Consider the following 20,278-nt stretch of genomic DNA (forward strand, 5'->3'; position numbering starts at 1 on the left):
CGGTGGGTGTGTACCGGGGTCAGGGTGCCGTGGCCGAGGCGGGCGAGGTCGCGGCCGAGGGGGAGGTCGTGTTCGCCGTCGGTCTCGAGGAGGACGTGCAGTTCGGGGAAGCGGCGGGCCAGGTCGCGGGGGTCGGGGCCGGCGTTGTGCACGGCGTCGGTGAGCAGGATCGCGGTGCGTCTGCGGGCGGCGGAGCGGGCGAGCTCGGCGTGGGCGACGGACAGCCCGAACCCGACGTTGGTCAGCCCGCGGGCGGGGATCCGCAGCAGCGTGTCCAGCAGGGCGGTGGGGGTGGCGGGCTCGGTGAGGGTCTTGACGACGGCGGCGTCGGACCAGAAGGCGACGAGCGCGAGCTGGTCCCCGGCACCGGACAGGTCGGCGGACAGGGCGGCGACGGTGGCGGCGGCGATGCGGACCTTCTCCCCGCGCATGGAGCCGGACACGTCCACGATCAGCACTGCTGCGCGTCGGGAGCTCATCCGCTCCCGCACGATCACGTCGCTCGTGCCGTCGTCTCCCCACCCACCCACCGGGTGCTCGGCGAGCATCTCGATGGTCTTGTCCAGGTCGATGTCGTCGCTGCGGTAGGCGTAGGGCACCGAGGCCAGGGCGCCGGTGCCGCGTTCGGAGCGGGCGTCTCGCGGGCGGCGGCGCACCGCCAGCCGCCGGGCGATGGCCTGGGCCATCGAGACGACCGTCGGATCGGGGGCGGTCTCCTCGAGCAGCTCGGAGAGTTCCTTCTGCGTGGCCTGCTGCGTGGTGACCAGCACGCCCTGCCCGCCCGCGGGCAGGTCGGTGTCAGTGTCGGTGTCGGGGCCGCCGCGGTCGGGGTTCAGCTCGGCGACGACCGGGGTGCCCTTGCCCTTGGCGAACAGGTCGGGTGCGGCGTCGAGCTTCTTGGGCTTGCGGCGCAGGGGTTGCAGGGTCCGTCGCTCACCGGTGTCGGCGGTGGGCAGCGCGACGGCGTTCGGGACGGTCAGGCGGTGCGGACCCGGCGCTGCCCGCCGGGGGCGGAGAAAAAATGGTTCTCCCAGATCTCGGTGATGACCTGTTCGGGGGTGGCGTCGGAGGCCTCGTCGACCCCCACGCGGGCGGAGAGGGCGAGCAGCGCGGCGTCGAGCACGACCTGGGTGTGGTCGGCGTCCGGGGTGATCTTCGCCAGCTCCAGGGCGATGGCCACGAGGTCGATCGCCCCGCGCACCGACGAGCCGCGGCGCAGCTCGGGGTGGGTGCGCGTGGCCCGGGTGAGGGCCACGCCGTCGGCGTTGAGCGTGGCGTCCGTGCTGCCGGTGCGCCGGGCGACGATGTCGGTCTCCTCCGCGGCGCTCTGGTAGCCGACGGCGAGGCGGTTCCAGCGGTCGTAGACGGAGTCGGAGATCCGGGCGGTGCCGACGTTGTCGAACGGGTTCATCGAGGCCAGCACCCGGAACGTCGACTCCGCCCGCAGGGTCCCGACCCGCGGCACGGTCACCGCGCGCTCGGCCAACGCGCCCAGCAGCACGTTGAGCGTGTCCTCCGGCGCCCGGTTGAGCTCCTCGATGTAGAGGAACCCGCCGGTGCGCATCGCCTCGACGAGCGGGCCGGGCACGAAGTTCTCCGCGGAGTAGTCCTCGGCCAGGACCCGGGCCGGGTTGTGGTGCCCGACCAGGCGGGCCGGGGTGAGCTCGGCGTTGCCCTCCACCAGCACGAACGGCACACCCCAGTGCTCGGTGATGGCGCGCAGCATCGTGGACTTCGAGGTGCCGGGCGGGCCCTCCAACAACACGTCCCGGCCGGCGGCCACGGCCGCCAACACCAGCGTCAGCTCGCGCTCGCGGCCGACCACCGCCTCGGCGATCGCCGCCCGTGCCTCCGTTGATGCACTCACATCACCATCCGACCTTCCGGTCGAGCGTTCGTCAACCCATCCGTCAGCCCATCCGTCAACCCATCGTCTTCGCGCCGTCGATGGCCTCGCGGATGATGTCGGCGTGTCCGGCGTGCTGGCTGGTCTCGGCGATCACGTGCAGCAGCGTGCGGCGCAGGGTCCACGCCGCACCCGGCTCGAACCAGGGCGCCGAGGGCAGCGGGGTCGCGTGGTCGAGGTCCGCGGTCTCGACGACGGCGTCCGTGGCCGCCGCGACCTCGTCGTAGCGGGCGAGCAGCGCGGCGAGCGTGTCCGCCTCGGACAGCACGAAGCGGGGGTCCGGGGCGTTCGGGTCCCACTCGCCGTCCCAGTCCCCGCCGTCCGCCCCGCCCATCGCCCCGGGCGCCCCGGTGGCGAAGGCGATCCACTGCTCCTCGGTGTCCGCGACGTGCTTGAGCAGCGAGGCGATCGTCAGCGCGCTCACGGTGCTGCGGGTGCGGGCCTGCTCGTCCGACAGGCCGTTCGCGGTCTGGCGCAGGAACCCCCGGTGCCGCCGCAGGGACTGGAGCAGATCGGCCCGCTCGCCGGTCAGTGTGGTAGTGGTCACGGCACGCATTATGGAGCCACGACTGTCGGATCGGGGCCCCGAAACGACGGTTGTGGCTCCACAATGCCTCAGGCGACGGGGACGACGTCCGGGGCGCCCATGCGGGCGGAGTCGGCGGTGGCGTCGTCCGGCATCGTCTGGCTCTCGCGCTCCGCCGCGACCCGGCCCCGGTAGTGCTCGACCTCCTTGGCCTTCTGCTCGTCGGTCCAGCCGAGCACCGGCGCCATCAGGTCCGCGGCCTCCTGCGCGGCGCCGAGCCCCCGGTCGAAGGTCTCGATGCTGGTGCGGGTGCGGCGGGTGAGGACGTCGTCGAGGTGGCGGGCGCCCTCGTGCGAGGCCGCGTAGACGATCTCGGCCCGCAGGTGGTCCGGTGCGCCCTCGAGGGGCTCGCCGAGCAGCTTGTCCTGCGCCACCAGGTCCAGCACCTCGGTCACCAGGGAGCCGTAGCGGTGGATCAGCCCGTCGATCCGGGCCGGGTGCAGCCCGGACTGGGCGGCCAGCACCCCGACGGAGTTCTTCAGCGCCTCCCAGCCCTCGGCCCCGAGCAGCGGCACGTCCTTGGTCACCGACTCCGGCACCTTGGCGTCCAGGCCGTGCACGGCCGCGTCGACGGCGTCCTTCGCCATGACCCGGTAGGTCGTGTACTTGCCGCCCGCGACCACGACCAGCCCCGGCACCGGGATGGCCACCGCGTGCTCGCGGGACAGCTTCGACGTCGACTCCGACTCCCCGGCCAGCAGCGGCCGCAGGCCCGCGTAGACGCCCTCGACGTCCTCGGGGGTCAGCGGCTGCTCCAGCACCGCGTTGACGTGCTCGAGCAGGTAGTCGATGTCCGCCTTGGACGCCGCCGGGTGGGCCTTGTCGAGGTCCCAGTCGGTGTCCGTGGTCCCGATGATCCAGTGTCGCCCCCACGGGATGACGAACAGCACGGACTTCTCGGTGCGCAGGATCAGCCCGGAGTCCGAGCGGATGCGGTCCCGCGGCACGACCAGGTGGATGCCCTTCGACGCCCGGACGTGGAAGCGTCCGCGCTCACCGGCCAGCCCCTGCGTCTCGTCGGTCCAGACGCCCGTCGCGTTGATGACCTGCTTGGCCCGGACCTTGATCGTGGTGCCGGACTCGAGGTCGTGGACCTCGGCGCCGATCACCCGGCCGGACTCCTTCAGCAGCCCGACGACGCGGGCGCGGGTCGCGACGTGCGCGCCGTACGCCGCCGCGGTGCGGGCGACGAACATGGTGTGGCGGGCGTCGTCGACCTGCGCGTCGTAGTACTGCAGGGCGCCGGTCAGGGCGTCCTTGCGCAGCGACGGCACGATCCGGCGGGCGCCCCGCCGGGTGAGGTGCCGGTGGTGGGGCACCCCGCGGGACTGCCCGGAGAGCAGCCCGAGGGTGTCGTAGAGCGCGACGCCTGCGCCCGCGTACGCCCGCTCCCACACGTGGTGCTTGAGCGGGTAGACGAACGGCACCGGGCGGATCAGGTGCGGCGCGATCTTCTGGATCAGCAGCCCCCGCTCCTGCAGGGCCTCCGCCACCAGGCGGAAGTCCAGCATCTCCAGGTAGCGCAGGCCGCCGTGGATCAGTTTGCTGCTGCGCGACGACGTCCCGGACGCGAAGTCCCGGGCCTCGACGAGTCCGACGCGCAGGCCGCGGGTGGCGGCGTCGAGGGCGCTGCCCGCGCCCACGACACCGCCCCCGACGACGAGAACGTCGAGCTCGCCTGCCGCCATGTCCCGCAACGCCTGAGTACGGGCCTCCGGGGAGAGCGCGACGGATCTCATGACACTTCTTCCTTTCGACAGCCGGTGGACGGGTGAGCCGGTCGGGCCACTCCGCAGCTAGTCCACGTCCACCCAGTCCAACGTCCGCTGGACCGCCTTCTTCCACTGCGAGTACCCGGTCTGGCGCTGTTCCTCGGTCCAGGCCGGGTCCCAGTGCTTGGACTCGTTCCAGTTGGCGCGCAGCTCGTCGGTGTCCTTCCAGAACCCGACGGCCAGGCCCGCGGCGTACGCCGCACCCAGCGCGGTGGTCTCGGCCACGACCGGCCGCGAGACCTGCACGCCGAGCACGTCCGCCTGGATCTGCATGCACAGCTCGTTGGCGGTCACGCCGCCGTCGACCTTGAGCACCTCCAGGTGCACCCCGGAGTCCTTCTCCATGGCGTCCGCGACGTCCCGGCTCTGGTAGCAGATCGCCTCCAGAGTGGCCCGGGCCAGGTGCGCGTTGGTGTTGTAGCGCGACAGGCCGACGATCGCCCCGCGCGCGTCGGAGCGCCAGTACGGCGCGAACAGGCCGGAGAACGCGGGCACGAAGTACACCCCGCCGTTGTCCTCGACCTGGCGGGCCAGCTGCTCGCTCTGCGAGGCGCCGGAGATGATCCCCAGCTGGTCGCGCAGCCACTGCACCGCCGACCCGGTGACGGCGATCGAGCCCTCCAGGGCGTAGACCGCGGGCTCGTCCCCGAAGCGGTAGCAGACCGTGGTGAGCAGCCCGGCCTCCGAGCGCACCAGCTCGGTACCGGTGTTGAGCAGCATGAAGTTGCCGGTGCCGTAGGTGTTCTTGGCCTCGCCCGGCGCCAGGCACACCTGCCCGACCATGGCGGCCTGCTGGTCGCCGAGGATGCCGGTGATCGGCACCTCGCCGCCGAGCGGACCGTTCGCCAGGGTCGTCCCGTACGGCGTGGGCGAGCTGGAGGACCGGATCTCCGGCAGCATGGCGCGCGGGATGTCGAACAGGGCCAGCAGCTCGTCGTCCCAGTCGAGGGTCTCGAGGTCCATCAGCATCGTGCGGCTGGCGTTGGTCACGTCGGTGACGTGGACGCCGCCGTTCGGGCCGCCGGTGAGGTTCCAGACGAGCCAGCTGTCGGTGTTGCCGAAGATCGCGTCTCCGCGCTCGGCGGCCGCGCGCACCCCGTCGACGTTCTCCAGGATCCACTGGATCTTGCCGCCGGAGAAGTAGGTGGCGGGCGGCAGGCCCGCCTTGCGGCGGATGGTGTCGCCGTGGCCGTCCCGCTCGAGCTTGGACGCGATGCGGTCGGTGCGGGTGTCCTGCCAGACGATCGCGTTGTAGTAGGGCCGCCCGGTGTTGCGGTCCCACACCACGGCCGTCTCGCGTTGGTTGGTGATGCCCAGCGCCGCGAGGTCCGACGCGGACAGGCCGGTCTTGTTCAGCCCCGTCTGGATGACCGAGGAGGTGCGCTCCCAGATCTCCACCGGGTTGTGCTCGACCCAGCCCGCCTCGGGCAGGATCTGCTCGTGCTCGAGCTGGTGGCGGCCCACCTCGTTGCCACCGTGGTCGAAGATCATGAACCGCGTGCTCGTGGTCCCCTGGTCGACGGCGCCGACGTACTCAGGCATGGAGGATCCTCTCCGGTGAGGGGTCAGGACTGCTTCTCGGGGGCGGGCTCGCGGCCGACGGGCTGCGGCGCGAACTCCTCCTCCTGGGTCAGGTAGCGCTCGATGAGGATCTTGAAGAAGGCGCCGCCGACGAGGGCGCCGATGATCGGTGCGACGATCGGCAACCAGAAGTACAGGGTGCCGTTCTGGTCCGACCAGGCGGTGCTGTAGCCGGTGATGAAGCTGGCCAGGCGGGGACCGAAGTCACGGGCCGGGTTGATCGCGTAGCCGGCGTTGGCGCCCCACGCCATGCCGATCGCGACGACCAGCAGGCCGACGCAGACCGGCGCCAGGTTCGCCAGCGGCGGGTTGTTGCGCGCATTGGTCAGCGCGAAGATCACGAACACCAGGATGGCGGTGCCCACGACCTGGTCCAGGAAGGCGGTCGGGATGGAGACGCCCTCCCCGCCGTTGCCCGGCAGCGTGGAGAAGATGCCCTGGGTGGCGATGGTGTGGTTCGGGTCGACCTTGGCGATCAGGTCGGAGTAGGTGGCGCGCACGATCAGCGCCGCGACGAACGCGCCCGCGGTCTGGGCCAGCGCGTAGGGCACCACCTTGCGCCAGGGGAAGCCCTGGTAGGCGGCCAGCGCGACGGTCACGGCGGGGTTGAGGTGCGCGCCGGAGATCCGACCCGCGACGTAGACGCCGAGCGTCACGCCGATGCCCCAGGCCCACGCGATCGAGTCGTGGTCGCCGAGGGGACTGTCGCTCGACGCGGTGACCACCTGGGCCACGACGCCGGTACCGAACAGGATGAGGATCATCGTGCCGGCGAACTCGGCGCTCAGCTCGCCGAGATAGGAGTTCCGCATCGAACTCTCCCTTTCTTCCGGTCGTGACGACCCCCGCCGTGCGGGGACCCGGCACGGCGGGGGTCGGACACAGAGAACGTAGGAACGGGTGGTGAGCGCGTCCACGTCCGCCGTTCGACAATGTCGAACACCTCGTGTCGAGTGGATCACAGTAGCCTGACGGGGTGCCGGGACCCATCCAGTCGATCGAACGCGCGGCCGCGGTGCTGCGGCTGCTGGGCGGCGCCGGGCGCCCGCTCGCGCTCGCCGAGCTGGCCGCCGCCCTGGACCTGCCGCGCCCGACCGTGCACGGGATCGTCGCGACGCTGCGGTCCGAGGGCCTCGTCGAGCAGGACCACGCCAGCGCGCTCTACCGCCTCGGCGGCGGGCTGCGCACCCTGGCCAGCGGCTGGGACCGCCACGACCTGCGCGCCCGCGCCATGAACTGGGCGGACGTGCTCGCGGGCGGCACCGGCTGCGCGGTCTACCTCGCGGTGCCCGAGGGTGCGGCGGCCGGCATCGTGCACCACGTCTTCCGCCCCGACGGCACGCCGCAGACCCTGCGCACCAACACCGACCACCCGCTGCACGCCACGGCGTGGGGCAAGTGCCTGCTCGCCTTCGCCCCCGTGTCGACGCCCGCGCCGCGGGACCTGGAGCTGCGCCGCTACACCGGCCGCACGGCGTCGACGGTGGCGATGCTCGAGGCCCACCTCGCCGCCGCGCGGACCCGGGGGATGGCCACGGACGTCGGCGAGTTCGAGAGCGGCGCGGGTGGCGCCGCCGTCCCCCTGCGGTCCGGCGGCGGCCTGACGGTCGCGGCGCTGGGCATCGCGGCACCCGTCGAGCAGCTGTTCGGGGGCGGCGGCGAACCCCGCCCCGCCCAGGCCGACCTGCTGCGCGCCGCGGGCCGCGAGATCTCCGCCCTGCTGGTGAGCCGATGACCACACCCGTGAGCGGCGATGGTCGCTCTGGCGACTATCGCCACTCACAGGTCGTGGCGGCCATCGACCAGGGCACCACCTCCACGCGGTGCCTGCTGTTCTCCCGCACCGGGCGGATGCTCGCGGTGGCCCAGCGCGAGCACCGCCAGCACTACCCGGAGCCGGGCCGCGTGGAGCACGACGCCGAGGAGATCTGGCGCAACGTGGCCCGGGTCGTCCCGGAGGCGCTCAAGCGCGCCGGGCTCGGCCCGGAGAACATCGCCGCCCTCGGCATCGCCAACCAGCGCGAGACGACCGTGATCTGGAACCGGCACACCGGCGTCCCTCTCGCGCGGGCGATCACCTGGCAGGACACCCGCACCGGCCCGATCGTCGCGGAGCTGGTCGAGGCGGGCCTGACCGACCTCTACTCGCGCACCAGCGGGTTCACCCCCGCCACCTACTTCGCGGGGCCGCGGCTGCGGTGGCTGCTCGACCACGTGCCGGGCGCGCGCGAGGGCGCCGAGGCGGGGGACGTGCTGTTCGGGACCATGGAGTCCTGGCTGATCTGGCGCCTCACGGGTGGGGTGCACGTCACGGACGTCAGCAACGCCAGCCGCACGATGATGATGGACCTGCGCACGCTGGAATGGTCGCCGAAGCTCCTCGAAGCCCTCGACGTGCCGGAGCGGATGCTCCCGGAGATCCGGTCCAACGCCGAGGTCTACGGCGTGTGCACCGAGGTGCTGCCCGGCGTCCCGGTGGCCGGGGCGCTCGGGGACCAGCAGGCCGCGCTCGTGGGGCAGACGTGCTTCGCGCCGGGCGAGGTCAAGTGCACCTACGGCACGGGGGCGTTCCTGCTCAAGAACACCGGGCCCCGGATCGCGGGCTCCGCGCAGGGGCTCATCCCCACCGTCGGCTACCTGATCGGAGACGAGCCGGTCTACGCCCTCGAAGGCTCCATCGCGGTCACCGGCTCGCTCGTGCAGTGGTTCCGGGACTCGCTGGGCATGATCGGCACCGCGGCCCAGATCGAGACCCTCGCGATGACCGTCCCGGACAACGGCGGCTGCTACGTCGTCCCCGCGTTCTCCGGGCTCTACGCCCCGCACTGGCAGGCCACCGCCCGCGGCGTGATCGTGGGCCTGACCGGCTACATCACCCGCGGGCACCTCGCCCGCGCGGTGCTGGAGGCCACGGCGTGGCAGACCCGGGAGGTGGTCGAGGCGATGAACGCCGAGTCCGGCATCCCCGTCACCCGGCTCAAGGTCGACGGCGGCATGACGGCCGACCACCTCCTCATGCAGTACGTCGCCGACGTGCTGGACGTCCCCGTCGAGCGCCCGCTGGGCTCCGAGGCGGTCTCCCTCGGCGCCGCCTACGTCGCGGGCCTCGCCGTGGGGCACTGGTCGGACCTGGAGGTGCTGCGCGCCAACTGGCACCGCGCGGCCCTGTGGCGCCCTGACATGCCCGCCGAGGTCCGCGACCGCGAGCGCGCCAACTGGGGCCGCGCCGTCGACCGCAGCTACGACTGGGTCGTCTAGCGGCTCCGCCGCTCGTGCGTGGCAAGTGGTGCTCTGGCACCACTTACCACGCACGGGCGCCGGAGGCGCTGAGCGCGACGACCAGGGCGGCCGCCGGGGCGGTCGGGTCCAGCTCGGCGAGGGCGCGGACGGCCCGGCCCGCGAGGCCGTCGGGGAGCCGCAGCGCCGGGAGCGGGCCGGTCTGCACCCGTCCGCGGGCCAGGGCGGTCCAGGTGTCCGCGAGGCGGTCGCCGTGCTCGGCCAGGGTCGCCAGCGCCGCGCGGAAGGCCGACACCGCGGGGCAGGGGTGGCCCGCGGCCCGCTCGGTCTCGCCGATGGCGACCCAGGTCGCGGCGGCGGTGACCGCCCCCGCGGTCTGCTGCAGCGCGACGGCGGCGCGCAGGTCCACGAGCGCCGCGGCAGTGCGGCCGCGGCGGGCGGCGAGGAGCCCGCGGCCGCGCAGCGCGGCGGCCTGGAGGTCGTCGTCGGTGGCGGTGGTCACGACCGCGTCGTAGGCCCGCCGGGCGCGGTCCTGCTCCGGGCCCGCGGCCAAGGCGTCGGCGAGGGCGAGGGCCGCGCGGCCCAGCGCGGCGCGATCGCCGCTCGCCTCGGCCACGGCGAGCACGGCGAGGGCCGCGGTGACGGGGTCCGGAGCCGCGTCCGGGGCGTGCAGGCGGGCCTCGACGCGGGTGAGGACGGCGTCGAGCAGGTCCGGGTCGGGCGGCGCGGGCGTGGGCGGGGCGGGCGCGGGCAGGGCGGGCGCCGCCGTGTCGACGGTGTCCGGCTCGCGGGTCGCCTGTGAGGGACTCGCGGGTCCGGTCTCGGGCCCGGCGCCGAACGCGGTCCGGTAGGCGGCCCCGAACGCGGCGTCGAAGGCGGTGCGGACGGCGCGGGGGACCGCGCAGGTCAGGCCGTCCGGGCCCGGGCGCGGGCTGAGCAGGCCGCGGGCCCGCAGCGCCCGCAGGGGCGCGGTCACGTCCGCGCCGACCAGCGCGCCGCAGGACTCGGCGTCGACCGTCGCGGCGCCCGCGCGGACCAGCCGCACCGCGGCGGCGAGCACCGTGCGCTCGGCCTCCGACAGGGAGCGCAGGGAGCGCAGGGTGTGCAGGGCGTGCGGCCCGGTGATCGCCGTGGCCCGCACCGCGACCTGCGCCCCGCCCTCGAGCCCGAGGGCCGGGAGCGGGGCCGGGCTCACCGCGATCACCGCCGACCCGGCGCGCGGCAGCACGGCGCGGACCTGGTCGGCGCCGGTCACGTCGTCGAGCACCAGGAGGGTCGGGCGCCCGGTCGGCTCCGCGGGTTCGGCGCGCGCGGGGTCCGGCGCGAAGCGAGCCCCGCCCGGGAAGTCCGCCTCGAGCCGGGTGGCCGCCGCCAGGGCGACCGCGGTCGCGCCGGAGCCGGGCGCCCCGTGGACCACGACCACCGACGCCCCCGCACGCACCAGCTCGACCACGGCGACGACCTCGGCCTCGTGCCCGGGCACGTCCGCGGGCACCCCCGCCACCGTGCCCGGCCGCGGCGCCACGACGATCCGCCCGACCTGCACCACCGTGTCGACGGGGGAGGTGATCCGCAGCTCCAGGTCGGTCATCGCGCACCGTCTCGGCGCAGCGTCAGGCCGCCGTGCAGCTCCCGGGTCTGGACGATGCTGCCGACCAGCCCGCCGTCCGCGATCTCGATCCGCATCCCCGACTCCGCGGGCGGCGCGGCGGGCTCCGGGACCCCCGCGGCGGGCAGCGGCGCGCCGACGTGCAGCCACACCCAGCCGCGGAAGGCCTTCACCGGCTCGCTGACCAGCACCCGTCGGTACTCGGTGACCGGCAGGTCGGCGGCCGCGACGGCGAAGACCGGCTCGGACAGGGCGCTGACCAGGTCGGCGCCGGGGCGCAGCTGCAACTGCTCGCGCAGCACGCGCGCCCCCAGGACGCGGCAGGTGCGGACCACGCCGCTGCCCGCGAACCCGTTGCGGGCCGGTCGGGCCCGGCCGAGGTGCGCGGCCACCCGCAGCCGCATCCGGTCGGCGGCGGGCGCCGCCACGTTCGCCGCGCGCAGCCCCGCGGCCAGGGCGGCCAGCACCTCGGGGACCGCCTCGGCCCCCACCCGGGGGCCGAGCAGCGCCACCTCGCCGTCGCCGTTGGGCTGGCGGGCGACCTCCCGGCCCGACCACACGGCGTCGAGCAGGGTGACCAGGGCGTCCTGGGCGCGTTCCTGGCCCGCGTCGGTCCGCCTGCCGTAGCCCTCCAGGTCCACGGCCACACAGACCCGGGTGTCCCCGTCCCCCCGGCGACCGACCATCCGCACCCCCGAACTCCGAACCGCCCGCGGGGAGCCTACGAGCCCGACGGCGGCGGCCGGTAGGTTGCGTGCGCGGACGAACGATCCGCGCGACGACCGTGGGGGTGACGGGTGTCGGTCCACGAGGCTCTCCCGAGCAGCGCGCTGCTCGACGCCGAGCTCTGGGACGCGTTGTGCGGACTCGGGCACCAGGCCGATTTCGCGAGCGGTGAGACGCTGCTGTTCGAGGGCTCGGCGTCGGAGTCCATGCTGGTCCTGGAGGCCGGGCTGGCCGCGGTGAGCGTCGCCGACCCGGCCGGGGACGAGGTGTTCCTGGCCTTCCGCGGGCCGGGCTCGCTGCTCGGCGAGTTCGGGTACCTCGACCGCAGGCCGCGCTCGGCCATGGTCCGCGCGGTCGCGGCCACCCGCTGTCGGGTCCTGCCGCGTCCGGTGCTGGACCGCTTCCTCGCCGCCGACCCGCGGGCCGGGCAGGCGCTCAGCGCCGCCGTCGTCGCGAAGATGCGGGCGGTCACCGACCGGCGGGTCCGCTACGCCCAGGGTCGGATCGGCACCCGGATCGGGCGGGTGCTGCTGGACCACGCGGACGAGTTCGGCACGCCGGGCCAGGGGGACGACGTGGTCATCGAGGTGCCCCTGTCGCAGGGCCGCATCGCGGACCTGGTCGGGGCGGGCACCCGCATCGTGGGGCTGGAGCTCGCCCGCCTGCAGGAGGCCGGGCTCGTCGACACCGGCTACCGCTCGCGCCCGCGCCGGCTGCGGGTGCTCGATCCGGTCGCCCTCGCCGTCCGGGTCGACGGCGCCGCCTGAGCCCACGCAGCCCACCCCCGCCTTCTCGCACCGGTGCCACATCAGCGGACCGGATTCGGTGGACGATGGTGCCTCGCGACCCCGGAGGGTGCCCCCGTGAGCTCCGACCAGCCCGACCCCGATCCGTTCGAGCCCGAGCCGGACGACGTACTCGCCCTGCTCGGCCACGACGGCGCCGCGCTGCCGACCACCCTGGAGCTGGAGGCCTGGTAGCCGACGGCGGCGAGCCCGGCCGCGTCGTCGAGTGCGCGGAAGCGGTCCAGCGCCGCCCGCCGCAGCCGGGTGGCCCGCGTGGCGTCGCCCTCCGCCGCGGCCAGCTCGCCGAGCCCGGACAGCGCCCACGCGGTCGTACGGAGGGCGTCGGCGCCCGTGTGGGCGGCGAGCGCGCCCAGCACCCTCCGGTAGCCGGTCGCGGCGAGCGCCCGCTCGCCCCGGTCCCGGTGCACGTCCGCGGTGGCGCGGGCCGCGTCGGCCGCGGCCGCCGGGTCGCCCGCGTCGGCGAACCGCTCCTCGGCACCCGCCAGCATCGCGAGCGCGGCGCCGGGATCGCCGCGCTCGCGCAGCGCGTGCGCGAGCCTGACCTGCAGCGCCGCCCGCCGGTGCGGCGGCCCCTCGGCCTCGGCGTGGCGCAGCGCCGCCCGCTGGATCTCCGACCAGGCCGCCCAGGGGGCCCGGCTGCGCCGCCGGTCGGCGGAGACGTCCGCGAGGTGGTCGAGGCGGTGCCGGTCCCGGCCGTCGAGGTGCCGGGCGAGCGGCACGAGGTTCGGCCACTCCGCCGCCCACCAGCCCGGGTCCGCGCGCTCCAGCGCCGTGGCGTAGACCCGGGCGATCCGGTCCCCGGCGGCGGCGGTCTCGCGCGGGCCGCCGCGGTCGCGCGCGTCCTCCTCGGCGAAGCGGCGGACCAGGACCGGGAGCTCGTACCGGCCCCACGCCCGGCTGCGCAGCAGATCGGCGTCGGCGAGCGCGGCGAGCGCCGACTCGGCCTCGGCCCGGGAGATCCCGGTCAGCGCGGCCGCGGTCTCGGCGGTCACGTCCGCGAGCGGGAACGCCCCGAGCCCGCGCAGCACCGCCCGCGGCCCGGGGCGGAGCGCGGCCGCCGCCCGCTGCACCGCCTCCCGCATCCCCCGGTCGCCGATCCGCAGCGCGGAGAGGGTCCGGTGGGCCGGGGTCAGTCCCTCGGCCACGGCGGAGACGGGTTCGGTCGCGAGGCGCAGTGCCGCGATCCGCAGCGCGAGCGGCACCCCGTCGCAGGCGGCGAGGATCCTCGGGTCGTCGCCGCCGAGCAGTGCCGCCGCGGCGGTGGGGTCGAGCCTGCCGAGCCGGACCCGGGGCAGGCCCAGCCCGCGACGGGCGGTGAGCAGCACGGCGGACCGCGATCCCGGCGGGAGGAGGTCGACGGCGGCGGCGTCCGCGGCGTCGTCGAGCAGGAGGAGGACCCGGCGTCGGGCCAGCGCGGCGCGGCACACGGCAACGGGATCGGTGACGGGATCGGACACGGGATCGGGCGCCGGGTCCGGCTCGCCGAGCGCGATGAGCACCCGCCGGGCGAGGTCCGCGGCGGACACCGGCCGGTCGCCGAGCGTCTCGGCCAGCACCCCGTCGGGGAACCGCGGGGCCAGCCGGTGGGCGGCCTCGACGGCGGTCGCGCTGCGCCCCGACCCGGGCCCGCCGGTCACCACGACCGCCCGGGCGGCCCGCTCGACCGCCCGGACGATCCGGGCCAGCTCCCCGGCGCGGCCGAGCAGCGGTCCGGGCCGGGCGGGCGGCGCGCTCGGCGTCCCCTCCGGAACGGGCAGGACGATCTCGCCGATCTGCACGACGGCGCGCGCGGGCGCGTCGACCCGGAGCGTCAGCCGTCTCACCCCCGCGAACCCCATGGACAGATCATCGGTGACGGGAGCGTGAAGGCAAGGCTCTGACCTGCGATGTGTAATCAACGGCAACATTGCGGCGACCCCTCCAAGATCGAGCTGGGGGTGACCACCGTGCCGCAGAAGGGACTCGACCCGTTGCAGGAGGGGCTGCCCGCGGCCCTGCGTGCGGTCGTCACGGACCTGCGGACGGTCTACACCGAGGGCCCCTTCGCCCGGCTCCGGTCCGTCGAGGACGCGATCGTGGACGCGCGGACACGGGGTGCCGATCTGGTGACGGTCAGCTCCGCGACCTGCTCGCGGATGCTCAGCCCGCGCCGTGGACCCGATGGACGCACCGCGCTCCCGCGGTGGCCGTCGGTGCGGGCGTTCCTCGTGGTGCACGGCGTGGACCCGGACCCGTACGAGGTCCGGTGGGCCGAGGCTCGTACGGCGTGGGCGGCGCTGCCCGACCCGCAGGCCGACGACCCGGAGCCCGGCGACGAGGACGAGCCCGCCGACGCGCCGTCGCCGCCTCCCCGGCGCGGCCGACGGGCCGTGCTGCTCGCCGCCGTGGGCCTGCTGCTCTTCGCGGCCGGGACCGGGTTCGGGCTGTACCTCGGGCGCGCGGGCGACCCCGCGGAGTCCGGCGCGGGTTCCGCGGAGGCCGTGTCGCCGCTCGCCCTGCCGAGCGCCGATCTCGCCGTCGGCCCCACCGGCGTCGCCTGCGACCCGGGCCCGGGCGGGACCGTCCGGTTCCTCGGGGTGACCGGTGCGGACGGCGCGGCGGGCATCCCGCAGAGCATCCGGGTGGACGTCGAGGTGATCGAGCCCGCGGCCCCCGGGGACACCTACTGGCTGATGCTGCGGCTGTTCACCGAGGGGCTCCCCTTCTACGCGAAGGCGCCGGTCCGCACGGACACCGGGCTCGCGTCCTACGTGCTGACCTTCGACTCGCCGATCGGGTCCGTGCGGGACCTCTTCGTCGTCGAGGCGGACCCGGGGGCGGGGCAGTGGCTGCAGGACAGCTACGCCGCCGACCAGGCGGGGGATTCGAGCTGGGCGCAGAAGCGTGGGGCCCTGCCGCCGGGGGCGAGGACGGCGTCCGGCACCTGCCGGGTCGAGCGCACCCGGTAGGTACCGTCCGGGGGGTGCGCTACGACCTCACCGACCTGCGGTTGTTCGTCGCCGTCGCGGCGGAGGGGTCGATCACCGCGGGCGCGCGGCGGGTGCACCTGAGCCTGCCGTCGGCCAGCGCGCGGGTGCGCGCCCTGGAGGACTCGGCGGGTGTGCCGCTGCTGGAGCGGAGGCGACACGGGGTGCGGCCGACCCCGGCCGGGACGGCGCTGGCCCGCCACGCACGACAGGTGCTCGGCGAGACCGCCCGGCTCGACGGGGCGGTGGCGAGCTACGCGCGCGGCGCGGGCGTACCGCTGCGCCTGGTCGCGGGCACCTCACCGCTGTACGACCTGGTGCCGCGGGCGCTGGTGTCGTTCCTGCGCGCCCGTCCGGGTACCGATGTCGAGGTGGCCGAGCTGCCCAGCTCCGAGTCCGTCGGGAGGTTGGCCGCGGGCGAGGCGGACCTGGGGGTGGTCTTGGCCGACGTCGCGCGGGCGGGGCTCCCGGACCCGGTGCGGCTGGCCGACGACCCGCTGGTGGTGATCGGTGCGGCGGGCGGGGTGCTGGTCGGGCGGGACGCGCTGACCTGGTCCGACGTCGTCGAGCACCCCATGGTCGGGCTGCGGGCCGACGCCCCGCTGCAGGAGATGATCCGCGGGCGGATCGGGCCGCACGCCCCGGTGCCCCGCTACCGGACGCGGGCGGACGGATTGGGCACCGTCGTGGCCCTGGCCGCGGCCGGGGTGGGGATCGCGGTGGTGCCGCGCCGCGCGGTGCCGCCCGGGGCGGCGCTGGAGGTCCGGGCGCTCGCCGAGCCGTGGGCCGTGCGGGAGCTCGTGCTGTGCCGGGGGGCCGGTCCGGCGCCCCCGGGGGTGGCCGAGCTGGCGGCCCACCTGCACGACGCCGCCGCTGCCTCTGTCCCTGCCGAAGGCTGAGGTCGCGAATCGCGCATTGTGCACCTCCGCGGCCGATCGGATCCTGGAGTCGTGGGGAACCGGGTCGTGGTGGTCGTGGCGGCGCTCGTCGTGGCGCTGGGCGCCCTGTCGACCGGTGGGGTGGTGCGCAACCAGGCCGTCGCTGAGGCGTCGGGGGCGACCCACACGGTCGCGACGGCGCTGGCCGACGGCCCGGGCCCCCTGCCGGCGTTCTGGACGGCGCCGGACGGCGGACTTCGGCGGGGACAGATCGACGCGCCTGCGGGGACGCGGCTCGGCGGAACCCTCGACCTGTGGGTGGACGGGACCGGCGAGCCGGTGGCGCCGCGCGGGCAGGCGGCGGCGGCGAACGCGGGGCTGGTGGCGGGCCTGCTGGTCCTCGCGGCCGGGTGGTTGCCGCTGGGCGCCGGGGTGCTGCTCCGCCGTGCCCGGCGCCGCCGCGCGCTCGACCGCGAGTGGGCCGCCGTGGCGCCGGTCTGGCGGCTCAGCTGAGCCCGGGCCCGCCGATCGGGGTGAGCTCGATGAACTCCGGCGGCGCCGCCAGCAGGGGGAGGACGGCCCCGAGGCCCGCCTCGCCGAGGTCCTGATTGAGCGCGGCGTCGCTCGACGCCTCGTCCGCCCACACCTCGGTGACCCAGACGACGTCCTCCTCGTCCGGGGTGCGGTTCACGACGTAGAGCTCGCAGCCCGCGGCCGCGCGCATCCCCTCGGCGACGGCCAGCAGGCCGTCGGCCAGGGCGGCACCCGCCCCCGGCGTCGCGACCATCCGTACGTACCTGCCCACCTTCATGGGGAGACCGTAAAGGGGTGGTGCTGCGCTCGGGACAGGGGGAGGACGATGATCCGGTCGTCGCCGTCTCGTGGGTCGCCCCGGCCGTCCCGGTTGCTGGTGGTGAACCAGATCGCGCGGCCGTCCGGGGTCGTCGCCACGGTGCGGATCCGGCCGTAGACGTCCTCGAAGAGGACCTGCGGCTCGCCCAGGCTGCCGTCGGCGTTGACGGGGTAGCGGAAGAGGCGCTCGCCGCGCAGGGCGCCGACGTAGAGCGAGCCGCCCGCGTAGGTCAGGCCGCTCCACGACGCGTTGCGCACGGGCTGCTGGGCCACCGGGTCCAGGAAGCCGTCCCGGCCCTCCTGCCCCTCGACCTCCGGCCAGCCGTAGTTGCCGCCGGGCTGCAGCAGGTTGATCTCGTCGAGGTTGTTCTGCCCGAACTCCGCCGCGTACAGCCGACCGCTCGGGTCCCAGGCCAGGCCCTGCGGGTTCCGGTGCCCGAGCGTGTACACCGGGGTGCCGAACGGGTTGCCGGGCGCGGGCGCGCCGTCCGCGGTGACCCGCAGGATCTTGCCGCCGAGGTCGTCCCGGTCCTGCGCGGGATCACCGCGGCCCGCCTCGCCCGCGGTGATGTAGAGGTAGCCGTCCGGGCCGAACGCGAGCCGCCCGCCGTCGTGGTTGCCGCCCTTGGTGATCCCGGTGACGACCTCCTGCTGGTTGCCGCGGGAGCCGTCGATGGTGCCGTCCGGGTCGGCCACGATCTTCACGACCCGGTTGTCGTCCGAGGTCGTGAACATGACGAACACCGTGCGGTCCGTCGCGTAGCCCGGGGACAGGGCGATGCCGAGCAGGCCGCCCTCCCCGGTGGGGGTGACGCCCTCGACCCGGCCCAGCTCGGTGACCCGCCCGTCCGGGTCGACGCGGGAGATCGTGGCCGGGATCCGCTGGGTGACCAGCGCCGACCCGTCCGGCAGGAACGCGATGCCCCACGGCACCTCCATCCCGGTCACCAGCTCCCGCGGCTCACCGGGGTTCAGCACGGTGCCGGGGGTGACCGGTGCGGAGGGCGCCGCCTCCGGGGTGGCGGTGGGCGGGGCGGGCGGCGGGGACGGGGGTTCGGCCGAGCAGCCGGCCGCGACCACCAGCACCAGGGCCGCGCCTGCGACGGATCGCGTCAGGGAGCGCACCCGCCCCACGCTATCCCCGGGTGGGTGACGCGGCCGGACCCGACCCACCCGAAACGGTCAGATCGCCCGAACGAGGCCGACCTCGTCGCCGTGCCCCAGCACGGGGACGTGCCCGACGTCCCCGGTCTCGGCGCCCCACTGCGCCAGCACGTGCGCGACGACGGCGGGGACCGGCCGGGCCGACCCGTCCAGCACGGTCAGGGCGAACGCCCGCCCGTCCGGCAGCGCCGCGGCGAACACGCCCTCCGCGCCGTCCTTCGCCACCAGCCCGGGCACGGCCTGCAGGAACCGGGTGATCGGCCGCCCGGGGCCACCGACCCACTCCGGGTGGGCGCGGACGGCCGCCGCGACCCGACCCTCCGGTGAGTCCGGGTCGGCGGTGGCCAGTGCGGCGAAGGCCCGCGCCAGCCCGCCGACGGTGCAGGAGAACAGCGGGGCGCCGCAGCCGTCGACGGCGGTGTGGGTGACGTCGTCCCCGGTCAGGGTCTCGACGTGGCGGCGGATCGCCTTCTGCAGCGGATGCCCGGGATCCCGGTAGCCCGCGGTGTCCCAGCCCGCGGCGACGCAGGTCGCGAGCATCGCGGCGTGCTTGCCGGAGCAGTTCTGGGCGAGGCGGGTGGCCTCCGCGCACGGGTCCGCCGGCGGGGCGTCGGGGGTGTTGTCCAGGTCGTCGGGGCCCAGCCCGGCGCCGGCGAGGATGCGCCGCGCACCCTCCTGGTGGAAGGGCAGCCCGGAGTGCGAGGCGGCGGCGAGCGCGAGCAGCTCGCCGTCGAGGTCGAGCCCGGCGCGCAGCATCGCCGCGGCCTGCACGGGCTTGAGCGAGGAGCGCGGCAGGAAGGTCGCGGCGGGGTTCCCGCGGGAGGCCCCGCCGAGCACGGCGAGGTGGCCCAGGTGGAGGGACTCGGGGAAGCCCGACCGGATCACGGTCGCAAGCGGCTCGGCACCGTTCAGCATGCCCCGACCCTAAGGACGCCGTGAGTGGCGATGGTCGCCGGAGCGACCATCGCCACTCACGGGTGGGACAGGTGGGGCGGGTTCGGGCCGTAGGCGTTGCGCTTCGCGGAGCGCTTGCGGACCCCGGGGACCGCGAAGACCCACCGCAGGAACCGCGGCGGGGCGATGGTGCGGTCCCGGTCGCGGGCCCGCGCCACCCGCCGCTCCGTGCGCACCTGGGCGGCCTGCACCTCCCGGATCGCGGCCTCCCGGTCCTGCTGCACCGCGCTCAGGTCCGTCTCGTGCACCCCGCCCGCGCGCAGCGCCGGGACCAGCCGGTTCGCCGCGGCGACGGCGTCCTGCAGGGCCATCAGGATCCCGTTGCCGCCGACCGGGGAGATGACGTGCGCGGCGTCGCCGATCAGCAGCAGGCCGGGGCGGTACCAGCGCTCCACGCGGGCGATGTCCACCGACAGCAGCGTGGTCCGGTTCATGTCGGTGAGCAGGTCGGCGCGGTCGGCGAGCCAGGGGACGTGCTCGCGGAGGAACTCCTTGATCGGCTCGACGCCCGCCGCGCGCACCGCCGCGTAGCCGCCCTTGGGCAGCGAGTAGCCCACCTGCCACTCGTCCGGCCCGCCCAGCAGCCCGACGTACCGGTCCGCGCCGAAGTACAGGTCGACGTCCGCCTCCGGGGGGTCGTCGGCGCGACGCGGCAGGGCGAACCACAGGACGTCGGTCTGGGCACCCAGGGACGTCGCGGGCAGCCCGGCGAGGGTGCGGACCTTCGAGAACCGCCCGTCCGCGCCGACCACCAGGCTCGCCGGCAGCTCCTCGCCGCCGACCGCGCCGCCGACCGCGCCGCCGACCGCGCTGCCGACCTCGACGCCGGTGACGACCCCGTCGCGGACGACCAGGCCGGTCACCCGCGCGCCGAGCCGCAGCTCGAACGTCGGCAGCTCGGCGGCCTTCGCGGCGAGGAACTCCAGGAACCGGGCCTGCGGCATGAGCGCGACGTACGGGAACCGGCTGTCCAGCGCGCCGTAGTCGGTGGGGGTGAGCGTGCCCGCGGGGGTGTGGAAGCGGAAGTACCGGGCCGGGAAGTGGGGCAGCCGCAGCAGGTCGTCCGCCAGCCCGAGCTCGTCGAGGGTCTCCAGGGTCCACGGGTGCAGCGAGTCCCCGCGGAAGCGCCGGTCGAAGTCCCGGTGGCCTTCGAGCAGGGTCACCGGGATCCCGGCGCGGGCGAGCAGGTAGGCCAGCAGCATCCCGCCGGGACCGCCACCGACCACGCGCACCGGATCCAT

Annotated in this window: 19 protein-coding genes; 6 read left to right on the forward strand and 13 right to left on the reverse strand. The window is 75.6% G+C overall.

Annotated features, from left to right (window positions below; translation table 11 throughout):
• The 6 genes from BLS43_RS22065 to BLS43_RS22090 form a co-directional block, all read right to left on the reverse strand.
• Positions 1-770: vWA domain-containing protein (locus tag BLS43_RS22065; protein ID WP_245707687.1), on the reverse strand; the 770-nt coding region annotated here is incomplete at its 3' end.
• Positions 771-976: 206 nt separating this feature from the next.
• Positions 977-1,867, reverse strand: a complete 891-nt coding sequence (locus BLS43_RS22070; protein ID WP_093088383.1) for an AAA family ATPase — start codon at positions 1,865-1,867, stop codon at positions 977-979.
• Positions 1,868-1,922: 55 nt separating this feature from the next.
• A complete protein-coding gene (locus BLS43_RS22075; RefSeq protein WP_093088386.1) occupies positions 1,923-2,462 on the reverse strand; it encodes a DinB family protein in 540 nt (179 codons plus the stop codon).
• A gap of 59 nt (positions 2,463-2,521) precedes the next feature.
• The gene (locus BLS43_RS22080; RefSeq protein ID WP_093088388.1) at positions 2,522-4,231 is read right to left on the reverse strand and encodes a glycerol-3-phosphate dehydrogenase/oxidase; all 1,710 of its coding nucleotides are present in this window, start codon (positions 4,229-4,231) and stop codon (positions 2,522-2,524) included.
• A gap of 57 nt (positions 4,232-4,288) precedes the next feature.
• Entirely contained in the window at positions 4,289-5,806 is a 1,518-nt protein-coding gene (gene glpK / locus BLS43_RS22085; RefSeq protein WP_093088390.1) for a glycerol kinase GlpK, read from the reverse strand.
• Between the two features lie 23 nt (positions 5,807-5,829).
• Complete coding sequence (locus tag BLS43_RS22090) at positions 5,830-6,657, reverse strand: MIP/aquaporin family protein (RefSeq protein WP_093088392.1); 828 nt, start codon at positions 6,655-6,657, stop codon at positions 5,830-5,832.
• A gap of 164 nt (positions 6,658-6,821) precedes the next feature.
• On the opposite strand from BLS43_RS22090, the gene BLS43_RS22095 reads away from it, so the two are divergent.
• Both BLS43_RS22095 and glpK (BLS43_RS22100) read left to right on the forward strand, forming a co-directional pair.
• On the forward strand, positions 6,822-7,580 hold the full coding sequence (locus BLS43_RS22095) for an IclR family transcriptional regulator (RefSeq protein WP_093088395.1): 759 nt from the start codon (positions 6,822-6,824) through the stop codon (positions 7,578-7,580).
• Between the two features lie 53 nt (positions 7,581-7,633).
• Positions 7,634-9,103 carry a glycerol kinase GlpK gene (gene glpK / locus BLS43_RS22100; RefSeq protein WP_308116971.1) on the forward strand — a complete coding sequence of 490 codons (1,470 nt, stop codon included), beginning with the start codon at positions 7,634-7,636 and terminating at the stop codon, positions 9,101-9,103.
• Between the two features lie 43 nt (positions 9,104-9,146).
• On the opposite strand, the gene BLS43_RS22105 is transcribed toward glpK (BLS43_RS22100), so the two are convergent.
• Together BLS43_RS22105 and BLS43_RS22110 are read right to left on the reverse strand one after the other, a co-directional pair.
• Complete coding sequence (locus tag BLS43_RS22105; protein ID WP_093088401.1) at positions 9,147-10,673, reverse strand: hypothetical protein; 1,527 nt, start codon at positions 10,671-10,673, stop codon at positions 9,147-9,149.
• Positions 10,670-11,377, reverse strand: coding sequence for a hypothetical protein (locus BLS43_RS22110; RefSeq protein WP_093088404.1), 708 nt, complete (start codon positions 11,375-11,377; stop codon positions 10,670-10,672). The genes BLS43_RS22105 and BLS43_RS22110 overlap by 4 nt, the downstream gene beginning before the upstream one ends.
• A gap of 111 nt (positions 11,378-11,488) precedes the next feature.
• Here BLS43_RS22110 and BLS43_RS22115 point away from each other — a divergent pair, with 111 nt between their 5' ends.
• On the forward strand, positions 11,489-12,184 hold the full coding sequence (locus BLS43_RS22115) for a Crp/Fnr family transcriptional regulator (RefSeq protein ID WP_093088407.1): 696 nt from the start codon (positions 11,489-11,491) through the stop codon (positions 12,182-12,184).
• 41 nt (positions 12,185-12,225) lie between these two features.
• Here the strand turns inward: BLS43_RS22115 and BLS43_RS30170 are convergent, their stop codons facing one another.
• Positions 12,226-14,046 (reverse strand): hypothetical protein, encoded by a 1,821-nt coding sequence (locus BLS43_RS30170; protein ID WP_176921475.1) that lies wholly within the window; start codon positions 14,044-14,046, stop codon positions 12,226-12,228.
• Positions 14,047-14,160: 114 nt separating this feature from the next.
• Between BLS43_RS30170 and BLS43_RS22125 the strand changes: the two genes are divergently transcribed.
• Genes BLS43_RS22125 through BLS43_RS22135 form a run of 3 tightly spaced genes read left to right on the forward strand, consistent with a single transcriptional unit; the run spans position 14,161 to position 16,580 of the window.
• A complete protein-coding gene (locus BLS43_RS22125; RefSeq protein WP_093088412.1) occupies positions 14,161-15,171 on the forward strand; it encodes a hypothetical protein in 1,011 nt (336 codons plus the stop codon).
• A 14-nt stretch (positions 15,172-15,185) separates the two neighbouring features.
• A complete protein-coding gene (locus BLS43_RS22130; RefSeq protein ID WP_093088415.1) occupies positions 15,186-16,088 on the forward strand; it encodes a LysR family transcriptional regulator in 903 nt (300 codons plus the stop codon).
• Between the two features lie 51 nt (positions 16,089-16,139).
• Complete coding sequence (locus BLS43_RS22135) at positions 16,140-16,580, forward strand: hypothetical protein (protein WP_093088417.1); 441 nt, start codon at positions 16,140-16,142, stop codon at positions 16,578-16,580.
• Here BLS43_RS22135 and BLS43_RS22140 read toward each other — a convergent pair.
• The 4 genes from BLS43_RS22140 to BLS43_RS22155 are packed head-to-tail and all read right to left on the reverse strand — an operon-like array spanning position 16,573 to position 20,278.
• The gene (locus BLS43_RS22140) at positions 16,573-16,878 is read right to left on the reverse strand and encodes a putative quinol monooxygenase (RefSeq protein ID WP_093088420.1); all 306 of its coding nucleotides are present in this window, start codon (positions 16,876-16,878) and stop codon (positions 16,573-16,575) included. The genes BLS43_RS22135 and BLS43_RS22140 overlap by 8 nt on opposite strands.
• The gene (locus tag BLS43_RS22145; protein WP_245707691.1) at positions 16,875-18,044 is read right to left on the reverse strand and encodes a PQQ-dependent sugar dehydrogenase; all 1,170 of its coding nucleotides are present in this window, start codon (positions 18,042-18,044) and stop codon (positions 16,875-16,877) included. Before BLS43_RS22145 ends, BLS43_RS22140 begins: the two co-directional genes overlap by 4 nt.
• Before the next feature lie 57 nt (positions 18,045-18,101).
• Complete coding sequence (locus BLS43_RS22150; RefSeq protein WP_093088422.1) at positions 18,102-18,998, reverse strand: asparaginase; 897 nt, start codon at positions 18,996-18,998, stop codon at positions 18,102-18,104.
• A 56-nt stretch (positions 18,999-19,054) separates the two neighbouring features.
• Complete coding sequence (locus BLS43_RS22155) at positions 19,055-20,278, reverse strand: FAD-dependent oxidoreductase (protein ID WP_093088425.1); 1,224 nt, start codon at positions 20,276-20,278, stop codon at positions 19,055-19,057.

The sequence above is a fragment of the Pseudonocardia oroxyli genome, assembly GCF_900102195.1.
Lineage (GTDB): Bacteria > Actinomycetota > Actinomycetes > Mycobacteriales > Pseudonocardiaceae > Pseudonocardia > Pseudonocardia oroxyli.